This window comes from Pseudomonas sp. R37(2017), from assembly GCF_002113375.1.
GTDB lineage: Bacteria > Pseudomonadota > Gammaproteobacteria > Pseudomonadales > Pseudomonadaceae > Aquipseudomonas.
Window position 1 is genome coordinate 20,952 of record NZ_NEHO01000014.1, and the last position, 16,949, is coordinate 37,900.

A 16,949-nucleotide genomic window follows, 5' to 3' on the forward strand; every position below is an offset into this window, starting at 1 on the left:
ATAAATTACGCCTCTCAAATTGCCACTATCGTGCCACTGCGTGATTCAGCGGTCACGCAAGCGGCTCAAGGACAGAAACCGCACCCCCGTGCGGACGGGAGTCATGTTGGAAAACTACTATCGCGAGCTGGTGTGTTTCCTGAACGCCAGGCTGGGCAACCGCCAGGTGGCCGAAGATGTGGTACATGACGCTTATCTGCGTGTGCTGGAACGCACCAGCGATGCGCCGATCGAGCAGCCCCGTGCTTTCCTTTATCGCATTGCCTTGAATCTGGTCATCGATGACCACCGACGCAGTGCCTTGCGGCGCGTCGAGCCGCTGGACGTACTCGACAGCGAAGAAAGTAGCTTCACGCCTTCGCCGCACAAGGTCCTCGATCACGGCCAGCGCCTGGACATGCTCCAGCGTGCCTTGGCGGAACTGCCTCGGCTGTGCCGCGAGAGCTTTCTGCTGCGCAAGATCGAGGGCCTTTCCCATTCGGAAATCGCCGGGCAACTGGGTATTTCCAAAGCCCTGGTCGAAAAGCACATTGTCAACGCCATGAAGCATTGCCGTAAACGAATGCGACAGTGGGATGCCCACTGAGCCCGTACGGCTAAATTTTTTTTCATTGTCCTCGTTCCTACTCAACAGACGACCTGTTGCGCGGCCCCTGGTCGCTCAGGTCACTTAGGTTCAATGCCCCGCTTTCGAGGGGAACATCCAGAGGACACTGGAAATGACACAGGCAATTGCATCGCCCCTCGTTCACGACCTGATCGGCGTCGGTTTCGGCCCCTCGAACCTGGCGCTGGCCATCGCGCTGCAAGAGCGTGGGGCGAGTCAGGGCAACCTGGATGTGCTGTTTCTCGACAAGCAGGCCGATTACCGCTGGCACGGCAACACCCTGGTAACCCAGAGCGAACTGCAGATTTCCTTCCTCAAGGATCTGGTGACCCTGCGCAACCCGACCAGCCCTTATTCGTTCGTCAATTACCTCAAGGCCCACGGGCGCCTGGTGGACTTCATCAACCTGGGCACCTTCTATCCGTGCCGCATGGAGTACAACGACTACCTGCGCTGGGTCGCCGGGCAGTTCACCGCGCAAAGCCGTTACGGCGAGGAAGTACTGACCATCGAGCCAGTGCTGCACAACCATCAGGTCGAGGCGCTGCGGGTGATTTCCCGCGATACGTGTGGGCACCAGCATGTGCGCACCACCCGTTCGGTGGTGGTCAGCGCCGGTGGCACGCCTCGTATTCCCGAGGTGTTCAAGGCGCTCAAGGATGACGACCGGGTGTTCCACCATTCCCGGTACCTGGCGCAGATGGCCAAACAGCCATGCGTGGACAACCAGCCGATGAGCATTGCGATCATCGGTGGCGGGCAGAGCGCGGCGGAAGCCTTCATCGATTTGAACGACAGCTTCCCGTCGGTGCAGGTGGACATGATCCTGCGCGGCTCGGCACTCAAGCCGGCCGACGACAGCCCCTTCGTCAATGAAGTGTTCTCGCCGGAGTTCACCGACCTGGTGTTCCAGCAGCCCGACAGCGAGCGCGAGCGACTGGTGAACGAGTACCACAACACCAACTATTCGGTGGTGGACATCGATCTGATCGAGCGCATCTACGGCATCTTCTATCGGCAGAAAGTCTCGGGCATCGCCCGTCATGCGTACCACACCCTGACCACCGTCGAAAAAGCCACGGCCAGCGAGCGCAGCGAGCGCGGCATCGAACTGGTGTTGCGCAACAATGCCACGGGTGAAGTCTCGGTACGTCACTACGACGCCGTTGTCCTGGCCACCGGCTACGAGCGGCAGATGCACCGCAAGCTGCTGGCGCCTCTGGAGGAGTACCTGGGGGATTTCGAGGTCGATCGCAATTACAAACTGATCACCGACGAGCGCTGCAAGGCCGGCCTTTATATGCAGGGCTTCTGCCAGGCCAGCCATGGTCTGAGCGATACCCTGCTGTCGATCCTGCCGATCCGTGCCGATGAGATTGCCGCTTCACTGTATGAGCATGGCAAGCATCGCGGGCATGGGCGGTCGGTGGTGGATCTGTTGTTGGCCACGGCCAGTTGAGTCAGTAAAGCCGCCTTCGTCGGATCGCCGCCCGGAGCAAGCTCGCTCACAATGGACCTGTGTTCACAGGACTACTGTGGGAGCGAGCCTGCTCGCGAAGGGGTCAGAAAAAGCATCGCAATTATTGAATCCTGAACCCTTCCTGAAGAACCCCGCATTTCCCCTGGCAACCTTTTGGAACGGGTTTACTCTCCAAAAACCGGGGCGTAAGCTTCGCGCGTTTTCATCCATTACGGAGACCCACAGTGGGTACTTGTTCGAGTGACAGTTGTCGGCCGGTCTCGGTAACCGGCATTTTCTCGGCAAGATAACGCGCAGTCTCCTGTGCCGTTGTCTCGCCGAAAAGCGAGCAGCGGCATCCCGATCATGGCCAGTCCCGGCTGTGTCCCGACGTCTCTCTCATCGACGCTGAACAGTGCGTGGTTTCGACTTTTTGTCGTGGCCGCCGCGCTATCGACACGCCTGTCATTCGTGACCGGCGCGCCAGGCCTTGCGTTGCCGGTTGTTCCGGCAGCAGCGGCGTGGACTTGCCTGCTCGACGGTTTCCCGGCTGACCAAAGGGGCACCAGCCATGAAACTTACCCTCAAGGAACTCTTCGCAGGTTTCCTGCGTAACCGCCACATCGCCCGGCACTTCCGTCGTCTGGCGTTGCTGGAAACCTTCACCGACACCACGGTCAGCCGTGAAGTCCCGCCCACCCTGGCGCAAACCCTGGTGGCTGCCGCCGGCAGCGACACGGGGCAATTGCTCAACGCCCTGGGCAGTCACACCGACGGTCTTAGCGAGTTCGAAGCCGATGCCTTGCGCGAGCAATTCGGTCTCAATGAAGTAGAGCACGAACAACCGCTGCCCTGGTGGGTGCACCTGTGGCACTGCTACAGGAATCCGTTCAACCTGCTGCTGACGCTGCTGGCGGTCATCTCCTGGCTGACCGAAGACATGCAAGCCGCCATCGTGATTTTCTCCATGGTGGTGCTTTCGACCTTGCTGCGTTTCTGGCAGGAAACCAAATCCAACCAGGCCGCCGATGCCCTCAAGGCCATGGTCAGCAACACCGCCACGGTGATGCGCCGGAACCCGCAGGACCATAGCGCGCAGCGGATCGAATCGCCGATCGGGCAACTGGTGCCGGGCGACCTGATCGTGCTTTCAGCCGGGGACATGATTCCCGCCGATTGCCGGGTGCTCAGCGCCAAGGACCTGTTCGTCAGCCAGGCGGCGATGACCGGTGAATCGATGCCGGTGGAAAAATTCCCTCGCCAGCAGGACCGCGACACGCTCAATCCGCTCGACCTGGACAACATTCTGTTCATGGGCACCAACGTGGTGTCCGGCACGGCCATGGCGGTGATCCTCGCCACTGGCAACAGCACCTATTTCGGTGCCCTGGCCCAGCGGGTCGGCGCCACTGACCGGGCACCGACTTCATTCCAGACCGGGGTCAACAAAGTCAGCTGGCTGTTGATCCGCTTCATGTTCGTGATGGCGCCGCTGGTGCTGTTCATCAACGGGTTCACCAAGGGTGACTGGACCGAAGCGCTGCTGTTCGCCTTGTCGATCGCCGTGGGCCTGACCCCGGAAATGCTGCCGATGATCGTCACCTCGACCCTGGCCAAGGGCGCGGTGTTCCTGTCGCGCAAAAAAGTCATCGTCAAGCGCCTCGACGCCATCCAGAACTTCGGCGCCATGGATGTGTTGTGCACCGACAAGACCGGCACCCTGACCCAGGACAGGATTTTCCTGGCGCGCAACGTCGATGTCTGGGGCAAGGATTCCGACGACGTACTGGAAATGGCCTACCTCAACAGTTACTACCAGACCGGACTGAAAAACCTGCTGGATGTGGCTGTGCTCGAACACGTCGAGATCCATCGTGAATTGAAAGTCGGCACGGCTTTTCGCAAGGTCGACGAGATCCCGTTCGATTTCACTCGCCGGCGCATGTCGGTGGTGGTCGCCGAGCGCGATCAACCGCACTTGCTGATCTGCAAGGGCGCAGTGGAAGAGGTGCTGGCGGTCTGCACGCGGGTGCGTCACGGCGAAGTCGATGAAGCCTTGACTGAAGATTTGCTGGCGCGCATCCGTCAGGTCACGGCCGCGTTCAACGCCGAAGGCTTACGAGTGGTTGCCGTAGCGGCACGGCCGATGAGCGAAGGACGCGACACCTACAGCCTGGCCGATGAGCAGGCACTGACGCTGATCGGCTACGTAGCGTTTTTCGATCCGCCGAAGGAAAGCACCGCTCCGGCCCTCAAGGCATTGGCGGCCCACGGTGTGGCGGTGAAGGTGTTGACCGGTGACAACGAACTGGTAACAACGAAAATCTGCCGCGAAGTCGGCCTGGAGCAGCAAGGCCTGCTGATGGGCAACGACATCGAGCGCATGACGGATGCCGAACTGGCGAAAGCCGTGGAGACCACCAACGTCTTCGCCAAACTGACCCCGTCGCACAAGGAGCGCATCGTCCGTCTGCTCAAGGGCAACGGTCATGTGGTCGGTTTCATGGGCGACGGCATCAACGACGCCCCGGCGCTGCGCACCGCCGACATCGGTATTTCGGTGGACAGCGCGGTGGACATCGCCAAGGAAGCGGCCGACATCATCCTGCTGGAAAAGAGCCTGATGGTGCTGGAAGAGGGCGTGCTGGAAGGTCGCCGGACCTTCGCCAACATGCTCAAGTACATCAAGATGACCGCCAGTTCGAACTTCGGCAATGTGTTCTCGGTGCTGGTGGCCAGTGCCTTCATTCCGTTCTTGCCGATGCTGCCGATGCACTTGCTGGTGCAGAACCTGCTCTATGACATTTCGCAGATCGCCATTCCGTTCGATAACGTCGATGACGAAATGCTCAAGCAACCGCAGCGCTGGCAACCGGCGGATGTCGGGCGTTTCATGCTGTTTTTCGGACCGATCAGTTCGATCTTCGATATCGGCACGTTCGCCTTGATGTGGTACGTCTTCGACGCCAATACCCCGGATCACCAGACCCTGTTCCAGTCCGGCTGGTTCGTGGTCGGGCTGCTGACCCAGACACTGATCGTGCACATGATCCGCACGCCGAAGATTCCATTCCTGCAAAGCCGCGCGGCCATGCCATTGCTGGTGATGACGGGGCTGATCATGTCCGTGGGGATATTCCTGCCGATGGGACCGCTGGCGCATCACTTCAAATTGCAGGCGTTGCCGTCGCTGTACTTCGTGTTCCTGCCGGTGATCCTGCTGGCGTACATGGCGCTGACCCAGGCGGTGAAGGGGTTCTACATTCGCCGGTTTGGCTGGCAATAAGCATTCGGACAACACCGTCACGGTAGGAGCGAACCTGTTCGCGATGGCTGAGTGTCAGTCGATATCCAGGTCAACTGATACACCGCGATCGCGAGCAGGCCGCAAGCGGGCACCCGCTCCTACAGGGATTGCGTATTTTTCAAGGAATTCATCATGCAAGCCATCAACCCTGGCGACCACCTCGGTCGATGGTGATGAACTGGATGCGCTGGTGGCACGGATTTCGACGTCGACCCTGGTGGTGCAGGCGTTCTGGAGTCCGAGTACCACGGAGTAAAGGCCAGGGTTTTCCGGGCAAAAGTCAGACTAAACGGCATCTATTTAGGAATATTCCTACATAAACCCATGAGGGTGTTCCGTAGGCTTTGCGACCTCTTGAAACCGCCATCCGTCTGGAGGTCACCTTGCCGAACAAATCCTTGCGCATCCTGATCGCCGATGCAGAGCACTTCAACCGCCTGCGGATCGAGCGGCTGTTCAATCAGCTCGGCTATTTCCGGGTGGCGCCGGTGCAGAGCCTCGACGAGCTCCTTCCTCTGGTGGAGTACGGTTGCGAGCCTCTGGATCTGGTGCTCGTCAATGAGACGATGGCCCGCGGTGCGCTGGACCTGTTCAATTACTTTGCCAATAACCCGCAGGTCCATCACGCGTTTATCTTCAATGAACAGCAGGCGCCGTTGCAGCCTGTGGTGGGCAAAGTCCAGCTCAGCCAGGCCGCTCTGCCTGACCTTGCGTCAATCACGCAGTTGATGAGCGTCGTGGATCGTCGGTTGCCGTTCGTCGGAACTGTCATTTCTGTCAGGTAGTTCTTTGCGGCCCTTCATGCAAACGTATAGGCGCAGCGTTGTGCCCAACTGCTATGGTACCTGGAAGGCATTTTTTGCCCGATCGTGTTGTTTTGCACGGGAGTAGTCATGAAGTCAGCACTGATTGTGGAAGATCATCCGGTGGTTCGCTCCATGATCAAACTCGTACTCAAGGGCGAAGGGTTCACGCAGATTTACGAGGCCGCCCGTGGTGATGAGGTCTTGTCGTTGGTCCGGCAGCATAAACCGGATGTTCTGCTGCTTGATCTGGGCCTTCCGGGGGTGGCGGGACTGGACGTGATGGAGCGCATCAAGGCCGAAAACACGCCCTGTCGCGTGGTGGTGTTCACTTCGCTGGAGGCCCAGTTTTATCAGGACCGCTGCATGCGGGCCGGGGCTGTCGCCTATGTTTCCAAGAGCAAGGACCTGGATGACTTGAAGGCGGCAGTGAATTCAGTGATGGCCGGCTACACTTACTTCGCCCAGATCCCCTCGAGTACCGTGGCGATAGGGGATTTGCAGCGCAGTGAAAAGCAGTTGATCGACAAACTCTCCAATCGTGAGCTGACCATTTTGCAATACCTGGCCCGGGGTTCGAAAAACCTGGAAATCGCCGAGATCATGCACCTGAGCTACAAGACCGTCAGTACCTACAAGACCCGGCTCATCCTCAAGCTCAACGTGAGTTCGTCGGTGCACTTGAGGGATTTCGCCCTGCGCAACCATCTGATCTGAATGAACGCTCTGCGACGATTGTCGGGTTGGGTGCTGACGGGCCTGTTGTTATGGGCATCACCGGTCTGCGCGCAACAGTCGTTGACCCTGTTGGGGCGCTCGACTGCCGAGGGTATGAGCGTCAGGTTGTCCGATACCGAGTCGCGCTGGTTGCGGCAAAAGGGTCGATTGGTGCTGGCGGTCTCGGCGCCGGACTATCCTCCTTTCGAGTTCAACACGGCGGGCAAGGTGTTCGAAGGCCTGACAGCCGATTACGCCGGGTTGCTCGAGCAATTGTTGAACGTCGTCATCGAGGTTCACTGTTATCCGTCGCGGGCCGATGCGGTGCAGGCCATCAAGGAAGGGCGGGCAGACCTGCTGGGAACGGCCAATCGATTCGAAGCCGAAGATCCACAATTGCAATTGTCCAACGCGTATGCGGTCGATCAACCGGTACTGGTCACGCGTACCGATGTCCCTCAGGTGCTCGACCCGACACTGACCGGCCAGCGGCTGGCGATGCTGTATCACTACTTGCCCGAAGACAGCGTGCAACAGTTCTATTCCAGGGCGCAGGTCCAGCTGTTTCCCTCGACACTGGCGGCGATGGGCGCCGTGGCTTTCGGCCAGGCCGATGTCTATCTGGGTGATGCGATCAACGCTCACTATCTGATCAGCAAGAACTATTTGAACAACGTGCAACTGACGGACTTCTCGCCCATGGAGTCCGGGCGTTTTGCCTTTGGGCTGACCCGCGACAACGATGTGCTGTTGCGCGTTGTCAACAAGGCGCTGGCAGCCATCTCCACCAATAAACAAATGAACATCCTGCGTCGCTGGGGGGCCAATGGGGCGTCTATCCCGGGCACTCAGTCATTGCAGTTCAGTGTGGCCGAACAAAACTGGCTCGAACGCCACCCGCGGGTGAGCGTCGCGATCAACGAAAATATCCCACCGATTTCATTTATCGACAGCGAAGGTCAGTTTCGCGGAATCAGCGTCGATGTGCTGGCGAAAATCAGTTTGCGCACCGGGCTGCAGTTCGACATCCAGGGCATGAAATCGGTGTCCGATATGATGACGGGTATCAGGAGCGGGCAGGTCGATATGCTGGCCGGTATCGGCCTCAGTTCCCGGCGTGAAGATGAATTGCTGTTCACCCGCGCGTTTCTGAGCAGTCCTTCGGTGCTGGTGACCCGTGTGGGTACGGACAGCCCAAGGTCGCTGGATGACATGGCGGGAAAAACCCTGGCGGTGACCCAGGGCAACATTGCCGGCGAGTACATTCGCCAGCACTATCCGCTGATCCAGTCGATGGATGCGCCACTGTCGACGGACGCCATGGAAATGGTCGCCCAGGGCAAGGCCCATGGCGGCATCAACTCGTTGATCAGCGCCCGTTACCTGATATCCCGGCAGTATCGCGATCGCTTGCAAGTGACCAGTACGGTGGGTACCAATCCCGCCCGCAGCACCCTGGCAACCAGTCCGGATGCCACCGAACTGCATTCGATTCTGGACAAGGCGCTGCTGAGCATCCCGCCCGAGGAAATTGACGAGCTGACCCAACCCTGGCGCTATGACTCAATGGTCGAGCAGAGTTACTGGCTGCGCCACCGACAGGCGATCGTGCAGGCGTTTGCGGTGGCGGGTGTCTTGCTGTTGCTCGCGTTGGCCGGGATCGTCTGGCAGCGCCGTCAGATTCGCCAGCGTCAGCAATTGCTCGGGCAATTGCAGGAAGCCAAGGACGCGGCGGACGACGCCAACCGGGCCAAGACGACGTTCCTGGCCACCATGAGCCATGAAATCCGCACGCCGATGAACGCATTGATCGGCATGCTCGAACTGGCGCTGAAGCGGGCCGACGAGGGGGAGACCGACCGTGCCGCCATCGAGGTGGCATCCAATGCCGGGCAGCAACTGCTCGATTTGATCGGCGACATTCTGGACGTCGCGCGGATCGAATCCGGGCATTTGTCGCTGACGCCGGAACGGGTCAATCTGCACGCGCTGGTGACGTCGGTCTGCCGGGTTTTCGAAGGGCTGGCGACGCAGAAGAATCTGCAATGGCGGGTCGAACTGGACGAGCACAGTGACTGCGACGTGATGCTCGATCCCACGCGTTTCAAACAGGTGCTGTCCAATCTGCTGAGCAATGCGATCAAGTTCACCCGTGCAGGCCAGGTGAGCCTGACCCTGCGGACACGGCCTCAAGCCCCGGCGCATCTGGCCGTCAGCGTACAGATTGCAGACAGCGGCATCGGCATCAGTGCGTTCGACCAGCAACGCCTGTTCAGCCCGTTCGTGCAGGCGGGTAACAGTCAGCAGACCGCCCGGCAAGGTTCCGGACTGGGCCTGGTGATCAGTCGGACCCTGTGCGAAACGATGGGCGGCCAGTTACAGCTCGACAGTGAGCTGGGGCGCGGGACACGAGTGGATATCAGCCTGGTGCTGCCCGCCCTGCAAGCGTTGCCCGTGCAAGGGATGCCTCAGGACTCGGCGCAGCTCACGACCCGGGCGTTGTCGATATTGGTGGTCGACGATTATCCGGCCAATCGCCTGTTGCTCTCACGGCAACTGAGTTACCTGGGACATCGTGTGGTGCTGGCTGAAGATGGCGCGCAGGGGTTGGAACAGTGGCGCGGGGTCGATCTGGTCATTACCGACTGCAACATGCCAGTGCTCAGTGGTTACGAACTGGCGGGTGCGATACGTGAGCAAGAGCGGGTGCAGGGGCTGGCACCGACGCCGATCCTGGGCTTTACCGCCAACGCGCAGGCCGAGGAGAAAGCCCGCTGTCGGGCGGCTGGCATGGACGATTGCCTGTTCAAGCCGATTCGCCTGGTGGATTTGCAGGCATGGCTGGCCCAGTGGTTCCCCAGCGCTCCCCCGGCGGCAATCGATGCCCCTGGCTTCGCCGAGTTCGATTTGAGCGAGCTGGAACGCTATGCGGATTCGGACCCTGAGCTGATCGATCAACTGATGCTCGATCTGGCGCAGACCAACCGCGAGGACCGTGTGCATTTGCTGGCGTTGCACGCCGGCGGTAATCACCCGGAGTTGCAGGTGCTGGCACACCGGATCAAGGGTGGGGCGCTGATGGTGCGAGCGCTTGGCTTGGTCGAGTGTTGCGAACGACTGGAGCGCGCCTGCAATGAAGGCCGCGCTGCACTGATCGACGACGCCGTCGACCAGTTGCAGCAAGCCATGGCCCGCCTGGGCCAACGTCTGGAGCAGGGTTGAGGTTCAATCCCAGTTCGGCGCGATGCCTTTTGGGCTGGTCAAACGGTGGCCGCGATCCAGCGTTGCAATCAAGGCCATGTCGTTGTCGCTCAAGTTCAGCTCGTGAGCCTTCAGGTTGCTCTCAAGGTTGGCCCGACGAGTGGACGACGGGATCACCGCGTAACCCGATTGCATGGCCCACGCCAGGGTGACCTGGGCCGGTGTCGCTTGCAGGCGCTCGGCGATCTGCTGGATGAGCGGGTCCTTGAGGACTTCACCATAAGCCAGCGTCATGTACGACGTGATGTCGATGCCCTGGCTGCGTGCCAAGGCGGCGACCTCGCGGTTTTGCAGGTACGGGTGCAGTTCGATCTGGTTCGTGGCGATGTGCTCGGCACCGATGGCTGCAATCGCTTGCTTCATCAGGTCGATGGTGAAGTTGGACACGCCGATCTGCCGGGTCAGGCCCAGGCGTTTGGCTTCGAGCAGGGCGCCCATGAATTCTGCGACGGGCACTTGATCGTCCGGCGAAGGCCAGTGGATCAGGGTCAGGTCCAGGTAATCGGTTTGCAGTTTGCGCAGGCTTTCCTTCAGGCTCTCGATCAGACGATCTCCCGCCAGGTTGGCGACCCAGATCTTGCTCGTGATGAACAGTTCGTCACGGGCGATGCCGCTGGCCGCGATGGCTTCGCCGACTTCGGCTTCGTTCTCGTAGATTTGCGCGGTATCGATCACCCGGTAGCCGAGCGCCAGGGCGGTGCTCACCGAATCGATGACCACCTGGCCTTGCAGGCGAAACGTACCCAGACCGAAGGCGGGAATAGACATTGATGACTCCAGGGGTTGCAGTGGGAATGGGCGGCAGTATCCGCGCCTGTATCCGTGAGAAAAACCGCTGGAGCGGCAAAGCAATGTTTACCGAAAATCAAGAATCGGGACAGGAACACAGGTTGATGGTGTCTGCTCGCGAAGGTGGCAACTCGGTCCAAAGCCTTGTCCCATTCGACTTGCCGCTTGCCGCTTGCCGCTTGCCGCTTGCCGCTGAAAGCTTGCAGCTGCTCTCAAGCAATATCACTGCGACTGAATTCCTCCCCGAGAAAATCGATCAACGTGCGCACCGATGGCAGCAAGCCTCGGCGCGAGGGAAAGATCGCATGGATGATACCGCTCTTCGGTGTCCAGCCCGGCACCAGTTCCACCAGTTGCCCGGCAGCGATTTCATCGCGCACCACGACACTGGGCAGGTGCACGATGCCGATCCCGGCGACCGCCGCATGGCGCAGGGCCAACAGGTCATCGGTGACCATGCGCGGGGCATGCCGGATCATTGCCGTGCTGCCATCGGCACCGAACAGTTCCCACTGATAATCGCGCTGCGCCGCGCCCCAGTGCAGGCTCGGCAAGCCGCTGAGGTCGGCCGGGGAGGCCGGTGTCGACAGACGCGATAAAAATGCCGGGCTACCCACCACGCTCTGGGTACTGTTGCCCAGTACCTTCATTACCATGTCGGTGTTTTCCAGCGGTGGAAAGCGTACCCGCAGGGCAATGTCGAAGCCTTCGTGAATCAGGTCGACCCGGCGATTGGTGCTCTCGATGAACAATTCCACCAGCGGGTACTTGAGCATGTAGCGGGTCAGCATCGGCCCGACCCAGGAATTGAGCAGCGCCGTCGGGCAACTGACACGCACCAGGCCCTGGGGCTCGGAGCGGTTGCGCTCGATCAGTTCGGCGGCGCTTTCCGCCTCCACCCGCATGGCCAGGCAGCGCTGGTAGTAGGCCTGGCCGATTTCCGTCAATGAGCAATGCCGGCTGGTGCGGTGCAGCAGGCGCACGCCGAGGCGTTCTTCAAGCTCGGCAATGCGTCGGCTGAGCTTGGACTTGGGCATGTCCAGTGCCCGGCCGGCCGCCGCGAAACCGTGGTGTTCCACCACCTGGGTGAAGTAGTAGAGGGTATTGAGGTCTTCCACCATCGTTCTCCAGATAGAACGCTAAGGCTGATTTTTGCAGTCTAGCGCAGCAAAGGTCACGGTTTTAACCTTTGTCCATGGCTTCACTCACCTCATCAGGAGACACCATGAAAAACATCATCGGTATCTACACCAGTCCACGGACCCATTGGGTTGGCGACGGCTTTCCGGTTCGCACGCTGTTTTCCTACGACAACCTGGGCAAACACATCAGTCCGTTCCTGCTGCTCGATCACGCCGGTCCCGCCGAATTCACCCCGACCACTGAACGACGTGGCGTTGGTCAGCATCCGCATCGTGGCTTCGAAACCGTGACTATCGTTTACAAGGGCGAACTGGAGCACCGGGACTCCACCGGCAGTGGCGGCAAGATCGGCCCGGGCGATGTGCAATGGATGACCGCTGCCTCGGGGATCCTGCATGAAGAGTTTCACTCCGAAGGATTCGCCAAAAGCGGTGGCACCCTGGAGATGGTGCAACTGTGGGTCAACCTGCCGGCCAGGGACAAAATGGTCGACCCTGGCTACCAGACGATCCTCGATCGCGACATCCCGAGCATCGCCTTGAAAGACAACGCCGGCAGTCTGCGCCTGATCGCCGGTGAGTTCGACGGTCGCAAGGGCCCGGCGCGCACCTTCACACCGGTCGACGTGTGGGACATTCGCTTGAATGCCGGCAAGTTGCTCACGCTGGATCTGCACGAAGGACGCAACACCGCGCTGGTGGTCTTGCGCGGCGCGGTTCAGGTCAACGGCCTGGAATCGGTGCGCCAGGGACAACTGGCCCTGTTCGATCGCAAGGGTGACCGGATGACCCTCGAAGCCAGCGAAGACGCAGTGGTGCTGTTGCTCAGCGGCGAGCCGATCGACGAGCCGATCGTCGGTCACGGGCCGTTCGTGATGAACACCGAACAGGAAATCCACCAGGCCTTCGCCGACTTCCAGTCCGGGCGCTTCGGCCGGATGCACGCTTAACCTTTTCGTTTCACCAACCCGCTCTACACAGGATGCGTAGGCCGGTCCGAGGCCAGGGATGGCTGTTGCCTGCAAAAAGAGAAAGAGGAGACGCACATGAGTACCGTCAACGCGGCCAACTTCAACGGCCAGAAACCCACCATCGACCCCAACGACAGCGCGATGCTGCTGATCGATCACCAGAGCGGACTGTTCCAGATCGTCAAGGACATGGACGTGCCCCAACTGCGCGCCAACGCCATTGCCCTGGCCAAGGCCGCCACCTTGCTGAAAATGCCGGTGATTACCACGGCCTCGGTGCCGCAAGGACCGAACGGGCCCTTGATCCCGGAAATCCACCAGGCCGCACCCCATGCGCAATACGTGGCGCGCAAAGGTGAAATCAATGCCTGGGACAACCCGGAGTTTCACGCGGCGGTCAAAGCCACCGGCAAGAAGACCCTGGTGATCGCCGGCACCCTGACCAGTGTGTGCCTGGCGTTCCCGTCCATCGCCGCCGTGCATGAAGGCTACAAGGTGTTTGCGGTCGTCGACGCCTCCGGCAATCACTCGAAACTGGCCACTGATCTGACCGTTGCCCGTTTGTCCCAGGCCGGGGTGGTGCCGATCGACATCATGGCTACGCTATCCGAGCTGCAAGGCTCATGGAACCGCCCGGACGCCGAGCAGTGGGCCGCTGTCTACGCCCAGGCCATGCCGCATTATCAATTGCTGATCGAGAGCTACCTCAAGGCCCAGCAAGTGGCGAACGAACACGAGGCACTGGACTCCCAGCGCTAACCGTTTACCTCCACGCCGATATCCACTCGGCATCGATAACCTGCGAGGACTTCTGCAATGACTACTTCCTACAAGCGTCTGGACAAGAACAACGCCGCCGTTCTGTTGGTGGATCATCAGGCCGGCCTGCTGTCACTGGTACGCGACATCGATCCGGATCGATTCAAGAACAACGTACTGGCCCTGGCGGACCTGGCCAAGTACTTCAAGCTGCCGACCATCCTCACCACCAGTTTCGAGACCGGTCCCAACGGCCCGCTGGTGCCCGAGCTCAAGGCGCAGTTCCCGGACGCGCCGTACATCGCCCGCCCGGGCCAGATCAACGCCTGGGACAACGAAGATTTCGTCAAGGCGGTCAAGGCCACCGGCAAGAAACAACTGATCATCGCCGGTGTGGTGACAGAGGTATGCGTGGCGTTCCCGGCCCTCTCGGCACTGGCCGAAGGCTTCGACGTGTTCGTGGTCACCGACGCGTCCGGCACCTTCAACGAGCTGACCCGCGAATCGGCGTGGAGCCGCATGACCGCCCAGGGTGCGCAATTGATGACCTGGTTCGGTCTGGCCTGCGAGCTGCACCGCGACTGGCGTAACGATATCGAAGGGTTGGCCACGCTGTTCTCCAACCATATTCCGGATTACCGCAACCTGATGACCAGCTACAGCACGCTGACCAACAGCAAGTAATCCAGCCAACACGCGTTCCCCCGTGTGGGAGCGAGCCTGCTCGCGAAGACGGTAGAACAGACACCGTTACAGTGACTGTCAGTCCGCCTTCGTCGGATCGCCGCCCGGAGCAAGCCCGCTCCCACCTTTGTTTTTGTGGTGGTTGCACAATCCCGCCAAATCAATTGCTCCTACACTATGGCCAATCCATGCGATCTTCGCGTTCTTGGCCCTGGCTGGAGTTGCTTGATGTTGTCTTTGCTCACCGAACACCCGCTGATCTGCGCGATGGCGCTGATCCTGATCGATCTTGGGTTGTGGTACTTGCTCAGCGCCGTTGGCAGTGCCTGGCGGCTGCTGGTGCGGGTGGTGATTTTTTCGTTGTTCAGCCTCCTGCTGTTCAACGAAGGCCTGAACCCGATGGAGCCGCCGCCCTGGGCCGACAACGTACCCTTGCATCTGGCCGCCACCGGCTTGCAGATCGGCTGGTGGTTGTTCGGCGCGCGGACCCTGACCGTGCTGATCGGTGCGGTGATGATGCAGCGGGTCGGGCATACCGGACGCTTGCTCCAGGATCTGCTCGGTGCGGTGATTTTCCTGATCGCGGTGATTGCCGCCCTGGCCTATGTACTCGACCTGCCGGTCAAGGGCGTACTGGCGACGTCCGGTGCGTTGGCGATCATTGTCGGTCTGGCCTTGCAAAGTACCCTCAGTGACGTGTTCTCCGGGATCGTGTTGAACACCACCAAACCCTATCAACTGGATGACTACATCTCCATCGACGGCATGGAGGGCAAGGTGATCGACATCGACTGGCGCGCCACGCGCCTGCAAACCTCCCAGGGCTGCATGGCGGTGATCCCCAACTCCCTGGCCGCCAAGGCCAAGATCATCAATTTCAGCCGGCCGAACGACATGTTCGGCATATCCGTATCCCTGGAAGTGAGCCCCCACGCGAGGCCGAACACGGTAATCGACGCGTTGGAGCGGGCCATGCAAGGTTGCCGGGAGTTGCTGGATACACCGTCGCCAAGCGTCGGCCTGAAAACCGCCAGCAACACGGGAGCGGTCTACGAAATCAGCGGTTTTGTCGCCTCGATGGACGAGAAACGCTCGGTGCGCAATCATCTATACGACCTGGCTTACCGGCACTTGCAGGCATCCGGGGTCAATTTGTTGTCGAGCGTGGAGCCCAGTCCGCCGATCAATTCGACACGCAAACGAGCGTTGCTGGACAGCTCGCCGCTTTTCTCCACTTTGCGTCAGGAAGAGAAAGACACGTTCAGCCAGAACATGACCCTGCAAACCTTCCGCACCGGGGAGGTGATCCTGGAAGCGGGGGAGGTCAGCGATCACTTGTTCATTATCGAGTCCGGCGTGATCTCGGTGACCTTGATGCGCCACGGAGCGCCCTACGAATCCGGGCGCATGGGGCCGGGTGAGGTGATCGGCGAGGCGGGTATCCTCACCGACAGTGCGCTGCCTGCGCAGTTTACCGCCAAGACCTCCTGCGGCCTGTACCGCATAGAAAAGTCATACCTCAAGCCGTGCCTGGATGCCCGCCACGACATCAACGATGCGATGAAGGCCTTGCTCGAATACCGCCTGCAAAAAGCGAAAATCCTGACGGCGGACCTGCCGGTGGCGGCGGCGAAAAAGGGCTTTTTGCAGTGGTTGCGCAATCGGGTGTGAATGACTGCTTTTCCTGTAGGAGCGGGTGCCCGCTTGCGGCATGCTCGCGAAGAAGCCGGCACGTTCAAGATCAATGTCGCCTGACACGCCGCCATCGCGAGCTTGCTCGCTCCTACAGGTTGAGTGGTTGTACGCAACATCTGCGAACTGCTCGGATCACTGTAGGAGCGAGCAAGCTCGCGATGACGGCAGTGAACTCACCCAAAGCGTAGCGTGAAACCACCGAAAACCAGGAAGGCCGCGCCAGTGGCCTCCTCGACTTCTGCAAGATTGGCTATTTGTGCAGGCCGGTCGTGGGACTAACGTAGTGGCACACCCACTTGCCCTGGAGCATGCCATGAAACCCCGTATCGATTTCTACACCGCATCCCCTGACGCCCTCAAGGCGATGATCGCTTTGGAAACCGCCGTTTCGAAACTGCCATTGGAAAAAAGCCTGATCGAACTGGTCAAGCTGCGTACCTCGCAAATCAACGGCTGCGCCTTCTGCCTGGACATGCACAGCGCCGATGCACGCAAGGACGGCGAGTCCGAGCGTCGTCTGGCGACGTTGTCGGCCTGGCGTGAAACGCCGTTCTTCACCGAGCGTGAACGTGCCGCACTGGCCTGGACCGAATCCCTGACCCTGATCAGCCAGACCCACGCCCCGGATGAAGACTACGAATTGGCTACCGCCCAGTTCGATGCCAGGGAAATGGTCGACCTGACCGTCGCTATCACTACCATCAACGCCTGGAATCGCCTGGCCATCGGCTTTCGCAAAATGCCTCAGGCCTGAT

Annotated in this window: 13 protein-coding genes and 1 pseudogene; 12 read left to right on the forward strand and 2 right to left on the reverse strand. The window is 60.2% G+C overall.

Features of this window, described 5'->3' with window-relative positions; all coding sequences use genetic code 11:
• The first annotated feature begins 103 nt into the window (after positions 1 to 103).
• The 7 genes and pseudogenes from CAG47_RS20515 to CAG47_RS20545 all read left to right on the forward strand — a co-directional run bounded on the left by CAG47_RS20515 (position 104) and on the right by CAG47_RS20545 (position 10,115).
• Entirely contained in the window at positions 104 to 586 is a 483-nt protein-coding gene (locus CAG47_RS20515) for a sigma-70 family RNA polymerase sigma factor (RefSeq protein WP_085726774.1), read from the forward strand.
• A 133-nt stretch (positions 587 to 719) separates the two neighbouring features.
• Positions 720 to 2,066, forward strand: coding sequence for a lysine N(6)-hydroxylase/L-ornithine N(5)-oxygenase family protein (locus tag CAG47_RS20520; RefSeq protein WP_085726776.1), 1,347 nt, complete (start codon positions 720 to 722; stop codon positions 2,064 to 2,066).
• Positions 2,067 to 2,637: 571 nt separating this feature from the next.
• A complete protein-coding gene (gene mgtA, locus CAG47_RS20525; RefSeq protein WP_085726778.1) occupies positions 2,638 to 5,352 on the forward strand; it encodes a magnesium-translocating P-type ATPase in 2,715 nt (904 codons plus the stop codon).
• A 163-nt stretch (positions 5,353 to 5,515) separates the two neighbouring features.
• Positions 5,516 to 5,629: pseudogene (locus CAG47_RS20530) on the forward strand (MgtC/SapB family protein); the annotation flags it as partial.
• Between the two features lie 127 nt (positions 5,630 to 5,756).
• Complete coding sequence (locus CAG47_RS20535; protein ID WP_085726780.1) at positions 5,757 to 6,158, forward strand: chemotaxis protein CheY; 402 nt, start codon at positions 5,757 to 5,759, stop codon at positions 6,156 to 6,158.
• A 108-nt stretch (positions 6,159 to 6,266) separates the two neighbouring features.
• Positions 6,267 to 6,893, forward strand: coding sequence for a response regulator transcription factor (locus tag CAG47_RS20540; protein ID WP_085726782.1), 627 nt, complete (start codon positions 6,267 to 6,269; stop codon positions 6,891 to 6,893).
• On the forward strand, positions 6,894 to 10,115 hold the full coding sequence (locus CAG47_RS20545; protein ID WP_085726784.1) for a transporter substrate-binding domain-containing protein: 3,222 nt from the start codon (positions 6,894 to 6,896) through the stop codon (positions 10,113 to 10,115). It begins immediately after the preceding gene.
• Positions 10,116 to 10,118: 3 nt separating this feature from the next.
• On the opposite strand, the gene dkgB is transcribed toward CAG47_RS20545, so the two are convergent.
• Both dkgB and CAG47_RS20555 read right to left on the reverse strand, forming a co-directional pair.
• A complete protein-coding gene (dkgB, locus tag CAG47_RS20550; RefSeq protein WP_085726788.1) occupies positions 10,119 to 10,922 on the reverse strand; it encodes a 2,5-didehydrogluconate reductase DkgB in 804 nt (267 codons plus the stop codon).
• Positions 10,923 to 11,155: 233 nt separating this feature from the next.
• Positions 11,156 to 12,064: a LysR family transcriptional regulator gene (locus CAG47_RS20555; RefSeq protein ID WP_085726790.1), complete on the reverse strand. Its 909-nt coding sequence runs from the start codon at positions 12,062 to 12,064 to the stop codon at positions 11,156 to 11,158.
• 104 nt (positions 12,065 to 12,168) lie between these two features.
• Here CAG47_RS20555 and CAG47_RS20560 point away from each other — a divergent pair, with 104 nt between their 5' ends.
• The 5 genes from CAG47_RS20560 to CAG47_RS20580 all read left to right on the forward strand — a co-directional run bounded on the left by CAG47_RS20560 (position 12,169) and on the right by CAG47_RS20580 (position 16,948).
• Positions 12,169 to 13,035 carry a pirin family protein gene (locus CAG47_RS20560; RefSeq protein ID WP_085726792.1) on the forward strand — a complete coding sequence of 289 codons (867 nt, stop codon included), beginning with the start codon at positions 12,169 to 12,171 and terminating at the stop codon, positions 13,033 to 13,035.
• A gap of 96 nt (positions 13,036 to 13,131) precedes the next feature.
• Positions 13,132 to 13,815 (forward strand): isochorismatase family protein, encoded by a 684-nt coding sequence (locus CAG47_RS20565; protein WP_085726794.1) that lies wholly within the window; start codon positions 13,132 to 13,134, stop codon positions 13,813 to 13,815.
• A gap of 57 nt (positions 13,816 to 13,872) precedes the next feature.
• Complete coding sequence (gene ycaC, locus CAG47_RS20570; RefSeq protein WP_085726796.1) at positions 13,873 to 14,499, forward strand: isochorismate family cysteine hydrolase YcaC; 627 nt, start codon at positions 13,873 to 13,875, stop codon at positions 14,497 to 14,499.
• Positions 14,500 to 14,727: 228 nt separating this feature from the next.
• Positions 14,728 to 16,170: a mechanosensitive ion channel domain-containing protein gene (locus CAG47_RS20575; RefSeq protein WP_085726798.1), complete on the forward strand. Its 1,443-nt coding sequence runs from the start codon at positions 14,728 to 14,730 to the stop codon at positions 16,168 to 16,170.
• Between the two features lie 337 nt (positions 16,171 to 16,507).
• On the forward strand, positions 16,508 to 16,948 hold the full coding sequence (locus CAG47_RS20580; protein WP_085726801.1) for a carboxymuconolactone decarboxylase family protein: 441 nt from the start codon (positions 16,508 to 16,510) through the stop codon (positions 16,946 to 16,948).
• Position 16,949: the final 1 nt, after the last annotated feature.